The organism is Micromonospora sp. WMMD736, assembly GCF_049179015.1.
Taxonomy (GTDB): domain Bacteria; phylum Actinomycetota; class Actinomycetes; order Mycobacteriales; family Micromonosporaceae; genus Micromonospora.
On the sequence record NZ_JBMHMI010000001.1, the window covers coordinates 6,782,922 to 6,799,715 of the forward strand.

Here is a 16,794-nt window from a genome sequence, read left to right on the forward strand (position 1 = left end):
TGACCACCGAAACACCTTCGGGAGATCATGGGCTCGGGTGCGTTCCGTCTCACCGCAGGCGGGGCAGGACCTCGCGCTGGTAGAGGTCGAACAGGCCCTGGAAGTGCGGGCCGGTGTTGGCCACGTACAGCTCGTCGAAGCCGGCCTTGGCGTACTCGTCGATCATCTCCAGGTGCGCGTCGGCGCTGTTGCCGCAGACGAACGCGTCCCGCACCATGTCCTGCGTGACCAGCTCGGCGGCCTGCTCGAAGTGGCGTGGCGAGGGCAGCACCTGCGACAGCTCGCCCGGCACACCCGCGTTGGGCCAGCGCTCGTACGCGATCCGCGCGCCCTCGTCCTCGCTGGCCGCGAACGCCGCCTTGAACCCGGCCTGGCACGGCTTGTCGCCGCCGCCGTTCTCCCGGAAGCGCCGGACCAGCTCGCCGTCGGGCATGGTGCTCACGTAGCCGTCGCCGATGCGGGCGGCCAGGTCGACGGCCTTCGGCCCGAACCCGGAGACGTAGATCGACGGCGGGGTGTCCGGCAGCGTGTAGACCCGGGCGTTCTCCACCGTGTAGTGCGTGCCCCGGTGGTGGACGAAGTCGCCCCGCCACAGCTCGCGCATGACCTCGACGGCCTCTTCGAGCATCTCCAGCCGGACGTCGGCGGACGGCCAGGCGTCGCCGAAGATGTGCTCGTTGAGCGCCTCGCCGGTGCCGACCCCGAGCACGAACCGACCGCCGTGCAGCACCGCGCTGGTCGCCGCCGCCTGGGCGATCACGGCCGGGTGGATCCGTACGGTCGGGCAGGTCACCGCCGTGGTCACCGGCAGCGAGCAGACCTGGCTGAGCGCGCCGATCATCGACCAGACGAAGGGGCTCTGGCCCTGCGCGTCGACCCAGGGGTGGTAGTGGTCGGAGATCCACAGTGCCTCGAAGCCGGCCGCCTCGGCGCCCCGGGCCTGCGCCAGCAGCTCGGCCGGCGCGTACTCCTCACTGGACAGAAAGTATCCGATCTTCATCGCTTCCCCTTCGGCGCGCGGTCCTGCTCTTGGCCAGAGCCGTACCCCGGTCGCGGCGGGCCACACCGACGGGTCGGGGACCGATCGCCTCAGCGTCGGCCGAACATGGCCCGGATCGCGGCGAGCAGCAGCAGGGCGCCGACCACCAGGCCGAGCAGGCGTACGCCGGGGATGTCGGCCGGGCTCGTGGCGTCGGCCAGCAGGGCGGTGTCCATCCCCGCACTCTCCCGGGAACGGTCCCACCGGGCAACTGTAAGGTTTATTGACTATTGAATCGCTCGGTGTGACCATGGCAGCACCGCCTGCCGCGGGCGGTGCGCCGAGGGCGCGCGAGAGATGGGGTACGGGGCCGCATGAGCGAGCGCAACCAGCGGGTCGGCGTCACCGCGCCGACGAGGAACGTCGACCGTTCCGAGGCGACGGCGTGACCGCGCCGGCCGGGCACCTTCCGACGTTGGCCGCAGCCGTCCTGCAACCCGGGTTCGTGGGCACCACGCCGCCGCCCTGGGTGTGCCGCTGGCTCGGCGAAGGGCTCGGCTCGGTGGTGCTGTTCGCCCGCAACGTCGTCGACACCGCCCAGGTGGCGGCGCTCACCGCGACCCTGCGCGCCGAGCGGCCGGACGTCATCGTGGCCATCGACGAGGAGGCCGGTGACGTCACCCGGATCGAGTCCGGCCGGGGCAGCTCCCGACCGGGCAACTACGCCCTCGGCGCGGTCGACGACCCGGCGCTGACCGAGGCCGTCGCCCTGGACCTCGGCATCGAGCTGGCGGCGGCCGGGGTGACCCTCGACTACGCCCCGGACGCCGACGTCAACTCCAACCCGGCCAACCCGGTGATCGGCGTCCGATCCTTCGGAGCCGACCCGGCGCTCGTCGCGCGGCACACCGCCGCCTGGATCCGCGGGCTCCAGGGCGGCGGAGTGGCCGCCTGTGCCAAGCACTTCCCCGGACACGGGGACACCCGCGTCGACTCCCACCACGACCTGCCGCGCATCACCGCCGACCGGGCCCGCCTGGACGCCTGCGAGCTGGCCCCCTTCCGGGCCGCCGTGGCGGCCGGCACGCAGGCGGTGATGACCGGCCACCTGCTGGTGCCCGCGCTCGACCCGGACCTGCCGGCCACGCTGAGTCAGCGCATCCTGGGTGGCCTGCTCCGCGACGAACTGGGCTTCTCCGGCGTGGTCGTGACCGACGCCGTCGAGATGCGCGCGGTCGCCGACCGGTACGGCTTCGCCGGGGCGGCCGTGCGCGCGCTCGCGGCCGGCGCCGACGCCATCTGCGTCGGTGGCGAGCGCAGCGACGAGGAGGCCGCCCGGGAACTGCGCGACGCGATCGTGGCCGCCGTCGTCTCCGGCGACCTGCCCGAGGAGCGCCTCGCCGAGGCCGCCAAGCGGGTCGGTCAGCTCGCCGCCTGGACGGTGGCCGCCCGCGCCGCCCGACCGGACGCCGCCCACCGGGCCACCGACGTCGGGCTGGTCGCCGCCCGACGGGCCGTACGGGTCACCACCGGCCCGGACGCGCCGGTCGCGCTGCCCCTGACCCGCGCCGCCCACGTGGTGGAGTTCGAGCCGCCGCGCAACATCGCCATCGGCGCGGAGACCCCGTGGGGCATCGGCGGGCCGCTCGGCGAACTGCTGCCCGGCACGACGACGGTCCGCCACGCCGAGCCCGACGTGCCCGCCGACCCGGGCGCCGACGCCGGGGACCGTCCGCTGGTCCTGGTCGTCCGTGACCTGCACCGGCACGACTGGATGCGCGCGGCGGTGCGGCGGGCCCTCGCCGACCGGCCGGACGCGGTCGTGGTCGAACTGGGCGTGCCCGAGCTGGTCGTCGGGGCGGTGCACCTGGCCACCCACGGCGCCACCCGGGCCAGCGGGCGGGCCGCCGCCGAGGTGTTGACCGGCCGGACCCGCTGACGCTACGGCGCTTCGGCGACCAGGTCGGCGTACTCGGGATGCTTCTCGATGAACGCCGCCACGAACGGGCACTGCGGCACCACCCGGCCACCCCGGGCCCGCACCTCATCGAGCGTGGCGCGGATCAGCACGCCGCCGACTCCCTTGCCCTGGAAGCCCGGGTCCACCTGGGTGTGCGTGAAGACCAGCACGTCCTCTCCACGCGGCACGTAGGCGGTGAAGCCGGCCAGCGCGTCGTCGACCAGGATCTCGAACCGGTTCTTGGCGGGATTGTCCTCGACGAGGGTGTTCACCTGGTCATTGTCCCCGCCCCGGCGGCCACCACGTCGAGTTCGGCGAGCAACCGGTCCACCTCGTCGACGGTGTTGTAGTGGTAGATGCTGGCCCGCACCGCGCCACCGCTGTCGCGCAGACCCATCGTCTGGAAGTACTCGTAGGCGTAGTAGTCACCGGCCGAGAGGCAGAACCCGGCGTCGCCCAGCGCCTGCTGGGTCTGCTGCGGCGACAGCCCGGCGACCCGGAAGGAGACCGTCGGGCAGCGCCGGGCCGGCGAGCCGTAGACCGTGACGGCGGGCCGCTCGGCGAGACCGGCGAGCAGCCGGTCCAACAGCGCCTCCTCGTGGGCCTGGGCGGCAGCCAACCCGGCCCGCAGCCGCGCCCGGCGGTCGCCGGTCGCGTCCGGGTCCAGGGCGGCGAGGTGGTCCACGGCGGCGGTCACCCCGGCCAGCAGCGGAAAGCTCGGTGTGCCGTACTCGAAACGGTCCGGCACCGCGTCGGAGGACGGCACCAGCTTCGCCGGGCGCAGCCCGGCCCACCGGCCCGGCTCGGCGACCATCGCGGCCAGGTGCGGCCCGGACCACTTGTACGCGCTGGTGACCAGCACGTCCGCGCCGAGCGACGCCAGGTCGGTCGGCCCGTGCGGCACCGAGTGCACGCCGTCCACGCAGACGAGCGCCCCGACCGAGTGTGCGATCTTGGCGATCGCCGGCACGTCCGGCACGGTGCCGACGGCGTTGCTGCCGGCGGTCACCGCCACCAGCCGGGTCCGCTCGCCCACCAGGTCGGCGTACTGGCCGCTGGGCAGCTCACCGGTGTGCCGGTCGACCTCGGCCCAGCGCACCGTCGCGCCGGCCGCCTCGGCGGCCTGCACCCACGGGCGCACGTTGGCGTCGTGGTCGAGCCGGGACACCACCACCTCGTCGCCCGGCCGCCAGGTCGCGCCGAGGGTACGGGCCAGGGTGTACGTCAGCGCGGTCGCGCTCGGTCCGAGCACCACCCCGTCCGGCTCGGCCCCGAGCAGGTCGGCGACCGCCGAGCGGGCCTGCGCCACCAGCTCCAGCGAGCGACGACCGGGCGTGAAGGCGGCGCTGCGATTGCCGACGGCAGCGCGCATGGCGTCGGTGACCGCGTCGACCACGCCGGCTGCGGTCTGCGTCCCCCCGGCGCCGTCGAAGTGGACGAAGCCCTCGGTCAGGGCGGGATAGGCGGCCCGGGTGCGGGCGAGGTCGAAGGCCATGCCCGGACCCTAGCCGGGACGCCTGCCGCGTTCGCTCCCGCCCGGTCGTCGCGGCCGTCTCGTACCCTTGGCGGGGTGACGAACCGACCCGCCACCATCCCCCTGCCCACCACCCGCCGTGCCGCCGGCCTGGTCGCCGCCGTGGCGCTCGGCCTCGCCCTGCTCGCCGGCTGCAGCTCCCAGGGCGCCTCCACCGACTGCGGGCTGGACGCCTGCACGGTCACCTTCGAGCGGGGCGTCGAGGCGAGCGCCACCATCCTCGGCGTCGAGGCGAAGCTGGTCGGCGCCGAGGGCGACCAGGTGACCATCGAGGTCGCCGGTGAGCAGCTCACCCTCACCACCGGCCAGCAGGCCACCGAGGCCGGCGGGTTCGCGGTCACCCTCGACAGCGTCACCGACCAGCAGGTCAAGATCCGCGTTTCCCGCAACCCGGGCAGCTGACCTCGTCGGGCGGCGGTGGCCGACGTTTGGGAATCTTCCGAATCGGAGATTGTGACGTCATGTCACTCACCCGTAGCGCCGAAGCCACCGCCTCCCGCACGGCGGACAACCGGTGGCTGGAACTCCTCGCCCGGGCCGGCTTCATCGGCTACGGCATCGTCCACCTCCTCTTCGCCTGGTTGGCGTTGCAGATCGCGTTCGGCACGTCGTCCGACGACGGCGACCAGTCCGGCGCGCTGCGTACCCTCTCCGCGCAGCCTCTCGGTAAGTTCCTCGTCATCGCCGTCGCGGTCGGCCTGCTCGCCATGGCGATCTGGCAGGGCCTCGAGGCGGCGGGCGGGCACCGCGCCGAGCGGGGCAAGGAGCGGACCATGGAGCGGCTGGCCTCGGCCGGCCGGACCATCGTCTACCTCTACTTCGCCTGGACCGCCTTCAAGGTGTTCAAGGACGCCGCGTCGAACAGCGCCGACAGCCAGGAGGCGCTGACCGGCAAGCTGATGACCTCCACCGGCGGCCGCTGGCTGGTCGGCCTGGCCGGGCTGGTGGTCGCGGCGATCGGCATCGGCCTGGTCATCTACGGCATCCGCAAGACGTTCGAGAAGCACCTCAAGACCGGCGAGATGAGCCCGAAGACCCGCCAGCTGGCCCGCCGCCTCGGCGTCGCCGGGTACGTCGCCAAGGGCGTCGCGTACGGCATCGCCGGCCTGCTGGTCATCGTCGCGGCGGTGAAGTACGACCCGGAGAAGGCCCGCGGTCTGGACGCCGCCCTGCACACCCTGCGTGAGCAGTCGTACGGCTCGTTCCTGCTGACCCTGGTCGCCCTCGGCATCGCCGCCTTCGGCGTCTACTGCTTCCTCCAGTCCCGGTACCGCAAGGTCTGAACTGGTCGATACCGAGGATGTCGGGCATTATTGGGCTTTTGCCCTGAAGTTCCGCCGCTCGGTCGAAGGGAAGCGCCCCACTCGTGCAGAGCTATCTCGAAACGACCGTCGCCGCGCTCGCCGCGGCGGCGGTCGCCCTCTTCGTGGTCGAGGTCATCCACCGGATCACCCGGCGGTTCGGCCGCCGGTCCCAGCTGTTGACCGAGTTGACCGACCACGCGCACCGCCCGTTCCAGGTCGCCGCCACGGTGCTCGCCGTGCAGTTCGCCGTCCGCTTCAGCACCGGTTACGCCGTCGGCGAGAGCTGGCGACGACTGCTGCTGCACCTGCTGGTGCTCTGCGTGATCGCCAGCACCGCCTGGCTGGTGGCGGCGCTGCTGGTCGTCGTCGAGGACACCGCGCTGGCCCGGTTCCGGGTCGACGTGCCCAACAACCGGCACGCCCGGCGGGTCCGTACGCAGGTGGTGATGCTGCGCCGGCTGACCATCGCGGTGATCGTCATCCTGACCGTCGGCGTGATGCTGATGACGTTCCCGAGCGTGCGGGGCATCGGCGCCGGGGTGCTGACCTCCGCCGGTGTCGTCGGTGTGGTGGCCGCACTGGCCGCCCAGAGCCTGCTCGGCAACGTCTTCGCCGGGCTGCAACTCGCCTTTAGCGACGCGGTCCGCCTCGACGACGTGGTGGTCGTCGAGGGGGAGTGGGGCCGGATCGAGGAGCTGACCCTCAGCTACGTCGTGGTGCAGATCTGGGACGACCGGCGGCTGATCCTGCCCACCTCGTACTTCACCAGCAAGCCGTTCCAGAACTGGACCCGTACCGAGGCGGCGGTCCTCGGCACCGCCGAGTTCGACGTCGACTGGGCCGTGCCGGTGCAGACCATGCGGGAGGAGCTGCGCCGGCTGGTCGAGGGCACCGAGCTGTGGGACGGCCGGGTCTGCGTCCTCCAGGTCACCGACGCCACCGGCGGGATGGTGCGGCTGCGGGCGTTGGTCAGCGCCGCCGACGCGGGCAGCCTGTGGGACCTGCGCGCCCTCGTCCGCGAGCACCTGGTCGGCTGGATCCGCGACAACCGGCCCACCGCCATGCCCCGCGTCCGGACCGAGCTGGGCGACGCCACCAGCAACCTGCCCTGGCAGTGGGTGCAGCCCAGGCGGCCGGTACGCCGCCCGTCGGACACCGAGGCGCCGGACGACGCCCGTGTCTTCGGCGGCAGCGACGACGGCGACGCCCGCAGCGAAGCCTTCGTGGGCCCCGAGGAATCCCGCCCCTGACCCCGGCCGGCCATGGTGATCAGGGGGCGCCGACCGGAACCCCCTGATCACCGTGGTTCAGCGTCGGGCGGCGCGGTCGTAGAGCAGCTTCGCGGCGGACCCCAGGCGGGTGGCGTAGGAACGCTCCTCCGGGCCGCCGGCCAGGTCGCTGCCGGTGGTGGTGACCCCGACGACGACGCCGTGACCGGTCGCGGGGTCGAAGCCGACGAGGTGCGGGCCGCCGCTCGCGCCGTGGGCCATGTCGCAGCGCATGCCGAACAGCAGTGGGGCGTCCGGCCCGGGTCGCGCCGCACCGGCGCAGTGGACCATGCGGGCGCCGAGCCACTGGGTACCCGACTGCACGTGCGGATAGCCGAACGCGTGGACGAACTCGCCGTTCACCGGCGGCTGGAAGGCGATCTCCTGGCTGCCGACGGCGTCGCCGAGCCGCCGGCCGTCGGCCCGGGGGTTGACCACCGCTACCCCGGTGTCGTAGCCGGCGACGGCGACCTCGCTGGAGTCGGTGCCGGTGTCCCACCGGCTCGACGTGAACATGACGCGGACGCTGAAACCACCGTACGGCTTGCTGCCGTTGCGGTAGCCGGGCACGAAGTACACGTTGTGGTTCCAGGTGTCCGCGTCGGCGGGGTCCCCCGTACCCCGGAAGCAGTGTGCGGCGGTGACCACCGTGCTGCGGTTGGGGCTGCGGACGGAGGTTGCCGTGCAGCTGCCGTCGTACCCGTCGTTGAAGGTGAAGAACAGCCGTCCCACCGTCCTGGTGACCGCCCCACCGTGCGTCCACACCGCGCCGGGGTCGGGCTGGTCGGCGGGCGGGACGGTCGCGTCGTCCGGCGTGTCGTCGTCCGGCGGCATCGGGGTGATCTCCGGCACGAGCGCGCCGGCCATCCGCATCCGGTCCGGGGTCCAGTACCGGTCGACCGCCCGTTGCTGCCCGGCGGTGAGCGCACCGTCCCGGGTGGTGACCTCGGCCCGCTGGGCCGCGGCCGGGGTGGCCGGGACGAGCGCGGGTAGCAGCGCCACGGCGCAGAGCGTGGCTCGCGTTTTTCTCATCGGCCCATCGTGCGGAAACGATGTCAGGAACCTGTCAGGCCGCGATGAGGAGTCGATGGTCGTGGTGCCACCCGCCGCGATGGGGGTGGGTGAGAGGTTTGGGCGGGCTTGGGTGGGGGATCTGCTGCCGGGCATCTCTTCACCTCTCGGGAACCGCTGCGCCAATGCGCGGCGCGGCGGTCGCCCGACACGGACAGATGCCTGCTCGGCGCGCTTTAGGATTGACGAGCGGCGACTCCGGGCATACAGCGCGGTGATGAGGAAAGGAGGACAGCATGGCTGACGTGGCGAATGCCCGCACATCCCGCAACGGGAGCGAGCCCTCCACCGCCGAGCTGGTGCAGCGGGCCACCGAACAGGTATCCCGCCTGGTACGGGACGAACTGGCGCTGGCCCGGGCGGAGTTGACCCAGAAGGGCAAGCACGCCGGCATCGGGATCGGCCTGTTCGGCGGCGGCGGAGCGCTGGCGTTCTACGGCCTGGGCGCGCTCGTCGTCACCGCCATCCTGCTGCTGGACCTGGTGCTGCCCGCCTGGGCCGCCGCGCTGATCGTGGCGGTGGCGCTCTTCCTGGTGGCCGGCATCCTCGCGCTGGTGGGCAAGAAGCAGGTCAGTCGTGCGGTCCCGCCGGTGCCGGCGGCGACGGTCCGCAGCCTCCGTGCCGACGTGGACACCGTGGCCGCCGCCGTGAAGGACAGGGGGCGGGCATGACGGGCAACGGGACGGGCGACACCGAGGCCCTGCGCGAGGAGATCCGCCGTACCCGGGTGGAGCTGGGCGAGACCATGGAGGCGTTGGCCGCCAAGGCGGACGTCAAGGCCCGTCTGAAGGAGTCCGCCGAGCAGGCGAAGGAGCGGATGCGCGAGCAGGCGGCGCAGACCGTGGCCCGGGTCCGCGGGCAGGCCGCGCGCGGCGCCGGGATGGCTCGCGCGCAGGCGTACGACAAGGGCGGCCTGGTCCGCGAGAAGAGCGAGCTGGTTCGACGCAACCCGGTGCCGTGGGCGGCGATCGCCGCCAGCGCGGTGGCCACCGTGGTGGTGCTGATGATCGTGCGGGGGAGGCGTAGGTGAGCAGGAGCATCGGCAAGGTCGCGTACCGGCCGGTCGGCGTGTTGTTGGGTATCGCCGCGGGTACGGTGGCCGGCGCGATCTTCCGGCAGGTCTGGAAGGTCACGGCGGGCGACGGCGAGGCGCCGAGCGCCACCGACGAGGACCGCGGTTGGGGCGAGATCCTGGCCGCCGCGGCGTTGCAGGGGGCCATCTTCGCGGTGGTCCGCGCCGCCGTGGACCGGGGCGGAGCGGTCGGCGTCCGTCGGATGACGGGCCACTGGCCGGACTGACCAGGACATCGATGTCAGGCCCCCTTCCCCATCGACGGGAGGGGGGCCTTTCGCACGACTCGCAACGCCGCCCAGCGATCTCGGGCATCCGTCAGGTCACATGTCGGAGAAATTCGTCGGACAGGTCGTGCAGACTTTTTGCGTACGTGATTTGCTGTTCCACGCTGTTGCGAGATGGCGTGGGTTGAGAGAAGTCTCCTTCGTGGGGGCCGCCTCAGACGCCGCTGCTCGAAAACGGCCAATCGGCCGCACGGCGTGCACGGCCGCCAGTTTTAGAAGGAGATACACATGGCGCAGGGAACCGTGAAGTGGTTCAACGCTGACAAGGGCTTCGGCTTCATCACCGTCGACGGCGGGGGTGCTGACGTGTTCGTCCACTTCTCGGCCATCCAGACCAGCGGCTACCGCACGCTGGAGGAGAACCAGCGGGTGGAGTTCGAGATCGCCCAGGGTCAGAAGGGCCCGCAGGCCGAGCAGGTCCGTCCCCTCTGACACAGCTGGCCGGCCCCCGCCGGTCAGGGCTCGTTGAAGTGAAGCCCCGTATCCCGCTCCGGGATGCGGGGCTTTCCACGTCCACCGCTCACCCGCTCAGGCCGGCTCTCACAGCCGGCGTCGCGAGCGCAGCCCCAACCAGAGCGTCACCAGCCCGGCGGCGGCCACGATCGGGCCCACCACCACCCAGAGCGTCTCGTCGGTCATCGGGCTGCCGTCGACGAAGCCGAGGCCCTGCACCGTCCACACCGCACCGATCACCACGGCCAGCAGGCCGAGGGTGAGTGTCAGCCAGCCTCTCATCGCGCACCCTCCTCGCCGCCTCGGGCGGCACGCCGCCCCGGGCGTCCAGCATCGTCGTACCGACGGCGCGACGCGAGCACCCGGGATCGGCGGCTCACCACCGGTCGTGCACCTGCGGGCGGATCAGCTCGTCGTAGACCTCGCGTACGCCGCTCAGTTGAGCGGGCGTGAGTGGCGGCAGGTCCGCCGCGGCGGCGTTGCGCCGCGCCTGCTCGGCGTCGCGCGCGCCCGGGATGACGACGGTGACGCCGGCCTGGTCCAGCACCCACCGCAGCGCGAACTGCGCCATGGTGCGGTCGGCGTCGACAAGCGGCGCGAGCCGGCGTACGGCCGCGAGCCCCTGGGTGTAGTCGACGCCGGAGAAGGTCTCGCCCACATCGAACGCCGCACCGTGCCGGTTGTAGTTGCGGTGGTCGTCGGCGGGGAACTCGGTGTGCTCGTCGTACCGGCCGGAGAGCAGGCCACTGGCCAGCGGCACCCGGGCGATGATCCCGACGCCGGCCTCGGCGGCCGCCGGCAGCACCTGCTCCAGCGGCTTGTGCCGGACGGCGTTGAGGATGATCTGGACGCTGGCCACGCCGGGCCGGGCGATGGCGGTCAGCGCCTGGTCACAGGTCTCGACGCTGACGCCGTACCCCGCGATGGCCTTCTCCGCGACGAGGGTGTCCAGGGCGTCGAAGACCGCGTCGTCGGCGAAGACGGCGGTCGGCGGGCAGTGCAGTTGGACCAGGTCCAGGGTGTCCGTCCCGAGGTTGGCCCGGGACCGGTCGGTCCACTGCCGGAAGTTGGCCATGGTGTATGCCTCGGGCCGCTGCTCGACGCGCCGGCCCATCTTGGTGGCGACGGTCAGCCCAGCGTCCGGTCGGGAGCGCAGGAAACGGCCGATCAGCTGCTCGCTGCGGCCGTCGCCGTACACGTCGGCGGTGTCCAGGAAGGTGACTCCGGCGTCCACGGCGGCGCTGAGCACGGCCATGGCGTCGGCCTCGCTGACCGTTCCCCAGTCGGCACCGAGCTGCCAGGCGCCCAGGCCGACCACTCCGACGGTCCGGCCGAGCCGGTTGAAGCTGCGCTGTTCCATGCCCTGAGCCTAGTGATCGGGTTGCCGGGCTGCCACGCGAGTCGTACCGTCAACAAGACGGACGTACGGTTTGGAGGCGGCGATGTGGGATCCGACGACGTACCTGCGCTACTCCGACGAGCGCTCCCGCCCCTTCCACGACCTGCTCAACCGGATCCCCGCCGTCCGGCCCCGGACCGTGGTCGACCTCGGCTGCGGTCCCGGCCACCTCACCGCCCTCCTGGCCGAACGCTGGCCGGACGCCCGGGTCGTCGGCCTCGACTCCGCGCCCGAGATGATCGAACGCGCGCGGGCCCTGCCGACCAGGGTCGAGTTCGCCGTCGCCGACCTGCGGGACTGGCGTCCCACCGGCGACGAGGACGTGGTGCTGACCAGCGCCGCGCTGCAATGGGTGCCCGGTCACCAGGAGCTGCTGCGCCGCTGGGCCGTCGAGCTGCCTGCCGGCGCCTGGCTCGCCATGCAGGTTCCCGGCAATTTCGCCGCCCCGTCGCACCGGGCGCTGCGCGAGGTCGCCGACCGCCCGGCCTGGCGGGCCGAGCTGGCCCCGCTCCAGCGGGCCGATCCCGTCGACGACCCGGCCGACTACGCCGACCTGCTGACCGCCGCCCGCTGCGCGGTGGACGCCTGGGAGACTACTTACGTGCACCTGCTGCCGGCCGATCCCGCCGCCGACCACCCGGTACTGGCCTGGATGGAGGGCACCGCGCTGCGACCCGTGCGAGCCGCGCTGGACGCCGCCGGCTGGTCGGCCTTCCGGGCCGAGCTGGGGGTACGCCTCAACGCCGCCTACCCGGTCCGGCACGGCCAGGTGTCCTTCCCGTTTCGCCGCGTCTTCGTCGTCGCCCGTACCGGCGCCCCCGCACAGGAGAATCCGTGACCGATCTGACCACCTTCATCGCCGGTCTGCCCAAGGTGGAGCTGCACGTGCACCACGTCGGCTCCGCCTCGCCCCGGATCGTCGCCGAGCTGGCCGCCCGCCACGAGGGCAACACGCCCGTTCCGGCCGACCCGGACGCGCTCGCCGGCTACTTCGAGTTCCGCGACTTCGCGCACTTCGTCGAGGTCTACCTGAGCGTCGTCGACCTCATCCGGGACCCGGACGACGTCTGGCTCCTCACCCACGAGGTGGCCCGGGAGCTGGCCCGTCAGCAGGTCCGGTACGCCGAGCTGACCATCACCCCGTACTCGCACGTCCGGCGGGGCATCCCCGCGCCGGCGTTCTGCGAGGCGATCGAGGACGCCCGCAAGCGTGCCGCCGCCGACTTCGGCCTCGACCTGCGCTGGTGCTTCGACATCCCCGGCGAGGCCGGCCTGCCGGCCGCCGAGGAGACGCTGCGGATCGCCCTCGACGAGCGGCCGGACTCGCTGATCAGCTTCGGTCTGGGCGGCCCGGAGATCGGCGTGCCCCGGCCGCAGTTCCGGCCCTACTTCGACCAGGCCCGCGCCGCCGGGCTGCGTTCGGTGCCGCACGCCGGCGAGACCACCGGCCCGCAGACCATCTGGGACGCCCTGCACGAGCTGGGCGCGGAGCGGATCGGGCACGGCATCTCCGCCGCCCAGGACCCGGAGCTGCTGACCTACCTCGCCGAGCGGCAGATCGGGATGGAGATCTGCCCGACCTCGAACGTCCGGACCCGGGCGGTGGCCAGCCTCGACGAGCACCCGCTGCCCCGGCTGGTCGAGGCCGGGCTGCTGGTCACCATCAACTCCGACGACCCGCCGATGTTCGGCACCACCCTCAACGACGAGTACGCGGTGGCGGCCCGACTGCTCGGTGCCGGCCCGGGGGAGCTGGCGGAGCTGGCCCGCAACGCGGTGATCGCGTCCTTCCTCGACCCGGCCGGCCAGCAGCGGATCATCGAGGAGATCGACGCGTACGCGGCCGACGCCGGCTGAGCTACGGAGTGAGCGGGGCGCGCGGCGGGAGCGTGGGTGTGGGGGGACCTGAAACTCCCGCCGCGCGCACGGCTCCACCGGCCGGTGGGTGCGCGGTGCGCTGGCCGGTGGAACTTGTGGGTTCGTGCACTGATCCTGTCAGTCCGCAAGCGTCTGACCGCGCTCGTTAACCGTGATCTAAGGAAGACTTGCGCCGCCACACAGCCCCGGCCCACCCCGCCGATCGGAGCGCGCCCGTCAACCGATCGGCCGAAGGACCTCGGCCGTCGGTCGACAGTGCTCGGTCGTCGATCGGGCGGTCGTCGCCCGACGCTGGACGGCGCTCAGTCGTCGGTGGGGCGCTGACGGGGCCAGCGGCGACCGCTGCTCTTCTGATCCCGGGCGTCGCGGGCCATCCGACCCACGAGGCCGAACCGGTTGACCTGCCGGGGCGTGGCGTCCGGGTCGGCGAGCAGCATCACCACGCTGGCGCCGCCCAGCCGGGCCCGGTCGATGCTGACCGAGCCGTTCGCCTGCAACGCCACCCGCTTGGCGATGTCCAGGCCGAGCCCGGTCGAGCCCTGGTCGCTGGCGCCCCGCCGCAGCGCCCGATCCGGGTTCGCGATCCCCGGGCCGGCGTCGTCGATCCGGATCGCCACGTACCCGTCGCGGCGGGACACGGCCACCTCGAACGCGGTGCCCTGCGGCGTGTATCGGAAGACGTTGCCGATCACCGCGTCCAACGCGGCGGCCAGCTCTGCCCGCGGTACGGGCGCGGGGATACGCAGCTGGGCACCGGTGACCCGGTGCGGCCGGTTCTGGTCACCGGCCAGCGCCGCCCAGAACACCATCCGGTCCCGGACCACCTCGCTGACGTCGCAGCTGGCCGGGCCGGCCTCGTGCGCCACCGCCTTGCGGGTGGTCTTGATCAGCACGTCGATCTCACCCTCGAGGGTGACGATCGCCTGTCGGATGCGGCGGATGCCCCGCAGCCGGTCCAGCTCCGCCGGACTGAACGAGCCCACGCTGGTGTCGTCGGACTCCAGCGCCTCCGCGTCGAGCCGGAGCACGGTCAACGGCGTCCGCAGCCGGTGCGACAGGTCGGCGACCAACTCGCGCTCGTCGGTGCGGGCCGCGTCCAACCGTTCGGCCATCCGGTTGAAGGCGTACCCGGCCTCCGCCAGCTCGCGGGGGCCGGTCGGATCCACGCGTACGCTCAGGTCGCCGTCGCCGACGGCCAGCGTGGCCTTGACCAGCCCCTGGGTGGCGTCCACCGCCCGCGCCGCCACCCGGTCGACCACCAGCACCGCCGCGCCGACCATCGCCGCGCCCACCGCGAACAGCAGCAACCAGGTGCCACCGGCGCCCTCACCCAGCGTCGAGTCCGGCACGAACACCTCGACCACGGCCGTGCGGTCGCCGAGGACCACCGGGTCGAGCCGGACCACCCCGCCGTCGACGTCGGTGACCAGCGAGCGCCGGTCGGCGCGGGCCCGGTCCAGGTCGGCGCCACCGGCGCGGCCCGCGGACTCGTCGAGCCCCAACCCGTACACCACCGGTCTCGCCGCGCCGTCGTCGCCGCTGGCCACGACGGCCCGTTCGACGACCGCCTTGTCCGTGCTCACCGCCAACGCGCCGGTCACCAGTGCGCTGCGTCGGGCCGCGTCGGCGATCGCCTCCTCCCGGGTCTGCCCCCGCAGACTCAACCCGAGCGGGATCAGGAACGCGAGCGCGACGAGGCTGCACATGCCGGCCGTGAGCAGGGCCAGCGCCGTCCTCAGTCCGGTGCCACCAGCCGGAACCCGACCCCCCGCACGGTGCGCAGGTAGCGCGGCTTCGCCGCGGACTCGCCCATCTTTCGGCGAAGCCAGTACAGGTGTACGTCGATGGTCTGATCCTCGCCGACCGATGGCTGCCGCCATACCTCCTCCAAGAGTTCCCGGCGGGACACTACCCGCCCGGGTCGTGCGGCGAGATACGCCAGCAGGTCGAATTCCTTACGGGTCAGCGCCAGCGGCTCCCCGTCGAGATGGGCGCTGCGCTCACCGACGTCCACCCGCAGCCCGCCGACGGTGTGCACCGCCGGCTGCACCGTCCGGCTGGCCCGCCCGGCGCGCCGCAGGACCGTGGTGATGCGGGCGTCCAGGTGCGCGCCCGTGAACGGCTTGACCATGTAGTCGTCGGCCCCGGCGCGCAGCAGCTTGACCACCGACTGCTCGTCGTCGCGCGCGGTGGCGATGATGATCGGGATGTCGGTGATGCCACGCAGCATCCGCAGCGCGTCCGAGCCGTCCAGATCGGGCAGGCCCAGGTCCAACACCACCAGGTCGGGTGTCTCGGCGGCGACCCGTCGTAGCGCGTCCAGGGCGGTGCCCACGGCGTGCACGGCGTGCCCCCGGTCAGCGAGGGACCGCAGCATCGCGCCGCGTACGACGTGATCGTCTTCGACCAGGAGCACGGAGGCCACGACAAGACGGTACTTGGCCTGGCAAGTTGATCGCGTTGCGACGTACCTGGGAAGCGGGCAAGCTGGTACGACGATGTCCTTCACCCTGTTCGCCGACGCTCGGCTGGCGCTCGCCCGGGACAGTCTCGCCGGCCTCTCCACCGGCGACGCGCTCGGCGAGCGGTACGCCCCGCCGGCCACGGCCGTCGTTCCCGGTGACGACGCGCTCGACCCGTGGGCCGGCCCGTCGGGCGCGGCCATCCTGCCACCGGCGCCGTGGGCCTGGACCGACGACACCGAGATGGCCTGCTCGGTCGTCGCCGAACTGGCCGCCTCGGGCACCATCGACCGGGACCGGCTGGCGCTGGCGTTCGCCGAGCGCTGCGACGCGCGACGCGGCTACGGCGCGGGCGCGATGCTGATCCTGCGGCTGATCCGCACCGGCACCCCGTGGCCGGTGGCCGCCGCGTCCGCCTTCGACGGGCAGGGCTCCTGCGGCAACGGGGCAGCCATGCGGGTGGGGCCGCTGGGCGCGTACTTCGCCGACTCCACGGCTCGGGCGGCGGCGCAGGCCCGTGCCTCGGCCGAGGTGACCCACGCACACCCCGAGGGGATCGCCGGCGCGGTCGCCGTGGCGGTGGCCGCCGCGCTCGCCGCCCGGGCCCGCCTCGACGGCCACCGACCGGCCCCAGCCCGGCTCCTCGCCGGGGTCGCCGCCGCCCTCGACGCGGGCACCGAGGTGCACCGTGGCCTGCACCGGGGCATCGGCCTGCTCGGCCGTCCGCTGCCCCGCGTGGTGGCCGCGCTGGGCAACGGCGCCCGGGTGACCGCGCAGGACACCGTCGCGTTCACGCTCTGGGTGGCCGCCAACCACCTCGACGACTACCCGGCGGCGATCCGGGCGTGCGTACGCGCCGGTGGTGACGTGGACACCACGGCCGCCATCGCGGGTGCGGTGGTGGCGGCGTACACCGGGGTCGGCACCCCGGGTGGCGTCCCCGACGCGTGGCTGGCCGCCCGCGAGCCGCTACCCGCCTGGCTGCCCTGACGACTCGCTTGCCCGGCCCGGCCGCGCCGGCCGCGCGCAGAGCCTGCCAGGGGTGCCACAACACCTTTGCTCTGCTTCAACCCACGCAACAGTGTGGGGGCATGAGTGTTGCCTGGGTTGAAGCAGAGCAAAGGACG

At 73.2% G+C, this 16,794-nt stretch carries 20 protein-coding genes; 11 read left to right on the top strand and 9 right to left on the bottom strand.

Annotated elements, in window-relative coordinates; all coding sequences use genetic code 11:
- Positions 1-49 precede the first annotated feature (49 nt).
- Together ACN269_RS30860 and ACN269_RS30865 are read right to left on the bottom strand one after the other, a co-directional pair.
- Positions 50-1,000: a TIGR03557 family F420-dependent LLM class oxidoreductase gene (locus tag ACN269_RS30860; RefSeq protein WP_421475762.1), complete on the bottom strand. Its 951-nt coding sequence runs from the start codon at positions 998-1,000 to the stop codon at positions 50-52.
- 89 nt (positions 1,001-1,089) lie between these two features.
- Complete coding sequence (locus ACN269_RS30865; protein WP_355237685.1) at positions 1,090-1,215, bottom strand: hypothetical protein; 126 nt, start codon at positions 1,213-1,215, stop codon at positions 1,090-1,092.
- Between the two features lie 209 nt (positions 1,216-1,424).
- Here ACN269_RS30865 and ACN269_RS30870 point away from each other — a divergent pair, with 209 nt between their 5' ends.
- Positions 1,425-2,918: a glycoside hydrolase family 3 protein gene (locus ACN269_RS30870; protein WP_421475765.1), complete on the top strand. Its 1,494-nt coding sequence runs from the start codon at positions 1,425-1,427 to the stop codon at positions 2,916-2,918.
- A gap of 2 nt (positions 2,919-2,920) precedes the next feature.
- Here the strand turns inward: ACN269_RS30870 and ACN269_RS30875 are convergent, their stop codons facing one another.
- Positions 2,921-3,211 carry a GNAT family N-acetyltransferase gene (locus ACN269_RS30875; RefSeq protein WP_421475767.1) on the bottom strand — a complete coding sequence of 97 codons (291 nt, stop codon included), beginning with the start codon at positions 3,209-3,211 and terminating at the stop codon, positions 2,921-2,923.
- A complete protein-coding gene (locus ACN269_RS30880; RefSeq protein ID WP_421475769.1) occupies positions 3,208-4,434 on the bottom strand; it encodes a cysteine desulfurase-like protein in 1,227 nt (408 codons plus the stop codon). Before ACN269_RS30880 ends, ACN269_RS30875 begins: the two co-directional genes overlap by 4 nt.
- A 75-nt stretch (positions 4,435-4,509) precedes the next feature.
- Here ACN269_RS30880 and ACN269_RS30885 point away from each other — a divergent pair, with 75 nt between their 5' ends.
- The 3 genes from ACN269_RS30885 to ACN269_RS30895 all read left to right on the top strand — a co-directional run bounded on the left by ACN269_RS30885 (position 4,510) and on the right by ACN269_RS30895 (position 7,027).
- The gene (locus ACN269_RS30885; protein WP_421475770.1) at positions 4,510-4,875 is read left to right on the top strand and encodes a hypothetical protein; all 366 of its coding nucleotides are present in this window, start codon (positions 4,510-4,512) and stop codon (positions 4,873-4,875) included.
- 59 nt (positions 4,876-4,934) lie between these two features.
- The gene (locus ACN269_RS30890) at positions 4,935-5,756 is read left to right on the top strand and encodes a DUF1206 domain-containing protein (RefSeq protein ID WP_421475772.1); all 822 of its coding nucleotides are present in this window, start codon (positions 4,935-4,937) and stop codon (positions 5,754-5,756) included.
- An 83-nt stretch (positions 5,757-5,839) separates the two neighbouring features.
- Complete coding sequence (locus ACN269_RS30895) at positions 5,840-7,027, top strand: mechanosensitive ion channel family protein (RefSeq protein ID WP_421475773.1); 1,188 nt, start codon at positions 5,840-5,842, stop codon at positions 7,025-7,027.
- A gap of 57 nt (positions 7,028-7,084) precedes the next feature.
- On the opposite strand, the gene ACN269_RS30900 is transcribed toward ACN269_RS30895, so the two are convergent.
- Positions 7,085-8,077, bottom strand: coding sequence for a trypsin-like serine peptidase (locus ACN269_RS30900; protein WP_421475774.1), 993 nt, complete (start codon positions 8,075-8,077; stop codon positions 7,085-7,087).
- Positions 8,078-8,352: 275 nt separating this feature from the next.
- Between ACN269_RS30900 and ACN269_RS30905 the strand changes: the two genes are divergently transcribed.
- The 4 genes from ACN269_RS30905 to ACN269_RS30920 all read left to right on the top strand — a co-directional run bounded on the left by ACN269_RS30905 (position 8,353) and on the right by ACN269_RS30920 (position 9,907).
- Positions 8,353-8,787, top strand: a complete 435-nt coding sequence (locus tag ACN269_RS30905) for a phage holin family protein (RefSeq protein WP_355053394.1) — start codon at positions 8,353-8,355, stop codon at positions 8,785-8,787.
- Complete coding sequence (locus ACN269_RS30910) at positions 8,784-9,146, top strand: DUF3618 domain-containing protein (RefSeq protein WP_396802475.1); 363 nt, start codon at positions 8,784-8,786, stop codon at positions 9,144-9,146. The genes ACN269_RS30905 and ACN269_RS30910 overlap by 4 nt, the downstream gene beginning before the upstream one ends.
- Positions 9,143-9,415 (top strand): DUF4235 domain-containing protein, encoded by a 273-nt coding sequence (locus ACN269_RS30915; RefSeq protein ID WP_421475776.1) that lies wholly within the window; start codon positions 9,143-9,145, stop codon positions 9,413-9,415. The genes ACN269_RS30910 and ACN269_RS30915 overlap by 4 nt, the downstream gene beginning before the upstream one ends.
- A 288-nt stretch (positions 9,416-9,703) precedes the next feature.
- The gene (locus tag ACN269_RS30920) at positions 9,704-9,907 is read left to right on the top strand and encodes a cold-shock protein (protein WP_011905669.1); all 204 of its coding nucleotides are present in this window, start codon (positions 9,704-9,706) and stop codon (positions 9,905-9,907) included.
- A 108-nt stretch (positions 9,908-10,015) separates the two neighbouring features.
- Here ACN269_RS30920 and ACN269_RS30925 read toward each other — a convergent pair whose 3' ends face one another.
- Complete coding sequence (locus ACN269_RS30925) at positions 10,016-10,210, bottom strand: hypothetical protein (RefSeq protein ID WP_421475778.1); 195 nt, start codon at positions 10,208-10,210, stop codon at positions 10,016-10,018.
- A gap of 94 nt (positions 10,211-10,304) precedes the next feature.
- On the bottom strand, positions 10,305-11,288 hold the full coding sequence (locus tag ACN269_RS30930) for an aldo/keto reductase (protein ID WP_421475780.1): 984 nt from the start codon (positions 11,286-11,288) through the stop codon (positions 10,305-10,307).
- Positions 11,289-11,370: 82 nt separating this feature from the next.
- On the opposite strand from ACN269_RS30930, the gene ACN269_RS30935 reads away from it, so the two are divergent.
- On the top strand, positions 11,371-12,165 hold the full coding sequence (locus ACN269_RS30935) for a trans-aconitate 2-methyltransferase (protein ID WP_421475782.1): 795 nt from the start codon (positions 11,371-11,373) through the stop codon (positions 12,163-12,165).
- Positions 12,162-13,184 carry an adenosine deaminase gene (locus ACN269_RS30940; RefSeq protein WP_421475784.1) on the top strand — a complete coding sequence of 341 codons (1,023 nt, stop codon included), beginning with the start codon at positions 12,162-12,164 and terminating at the stop codon, positions 13,182-13,184. The genes ACN269_RS30935 and ACN269_RS30940 overlap by 4 nt, the downstream gene beginning before the upstream one ends.
- Positions 13,185-13,507: 323 nt before the next feature.
- Here the strand turns inward: ACN269_RS30940 and ACN269_RS30945 are convergent, their stop codons facing one another.
- Both ACN269_RS30945 and ACN269_RS30950 read right to left on the bottom strand, forming a co-directional pair.
- On the bottom strand, positions 13,508-14,911 hold the full coding sequence (locus tag ACN269_RS30945; protein WP_421475786.1) for an ATP-binding protein: 1,404 nt from the start codon (positions 14,909-14,911) through the stop codon (positions 13,508-13,510).
- A 29-nt stretch (positions 14,912-14,940) separates the two neighbouring features.
- On the bottom strand, positions 14,941-15,630 hold the full coding sequence (locus tag ACN269_RS30950) for a response regulator transcription factor (protein ID WP_074318485.1): 690 nt from the start codon (positions 15,628-15,630) through the stop codon (positions 14,941-14,943).
- A gap of 73 nt (positions 15,631-15,703) precedes the next feature.
- On the opposite strand from ACN269_RS30950, the gene ACN269_RS30955 reads away from it, so the two are divergent.
- On the top strand, positions 15,704-16,657 hold the full coding sequence (locus ACN269_RS30955; protein ID WP_421475788.1) for an ADP-ribosylglycohydrolase family protein: 954 nt from the start codon (positions 15,704-15,706) through the stop codon (positions 16,655-16,657).
- Positions 16,658-16,794: the final 137 nt, after the last annotated feature.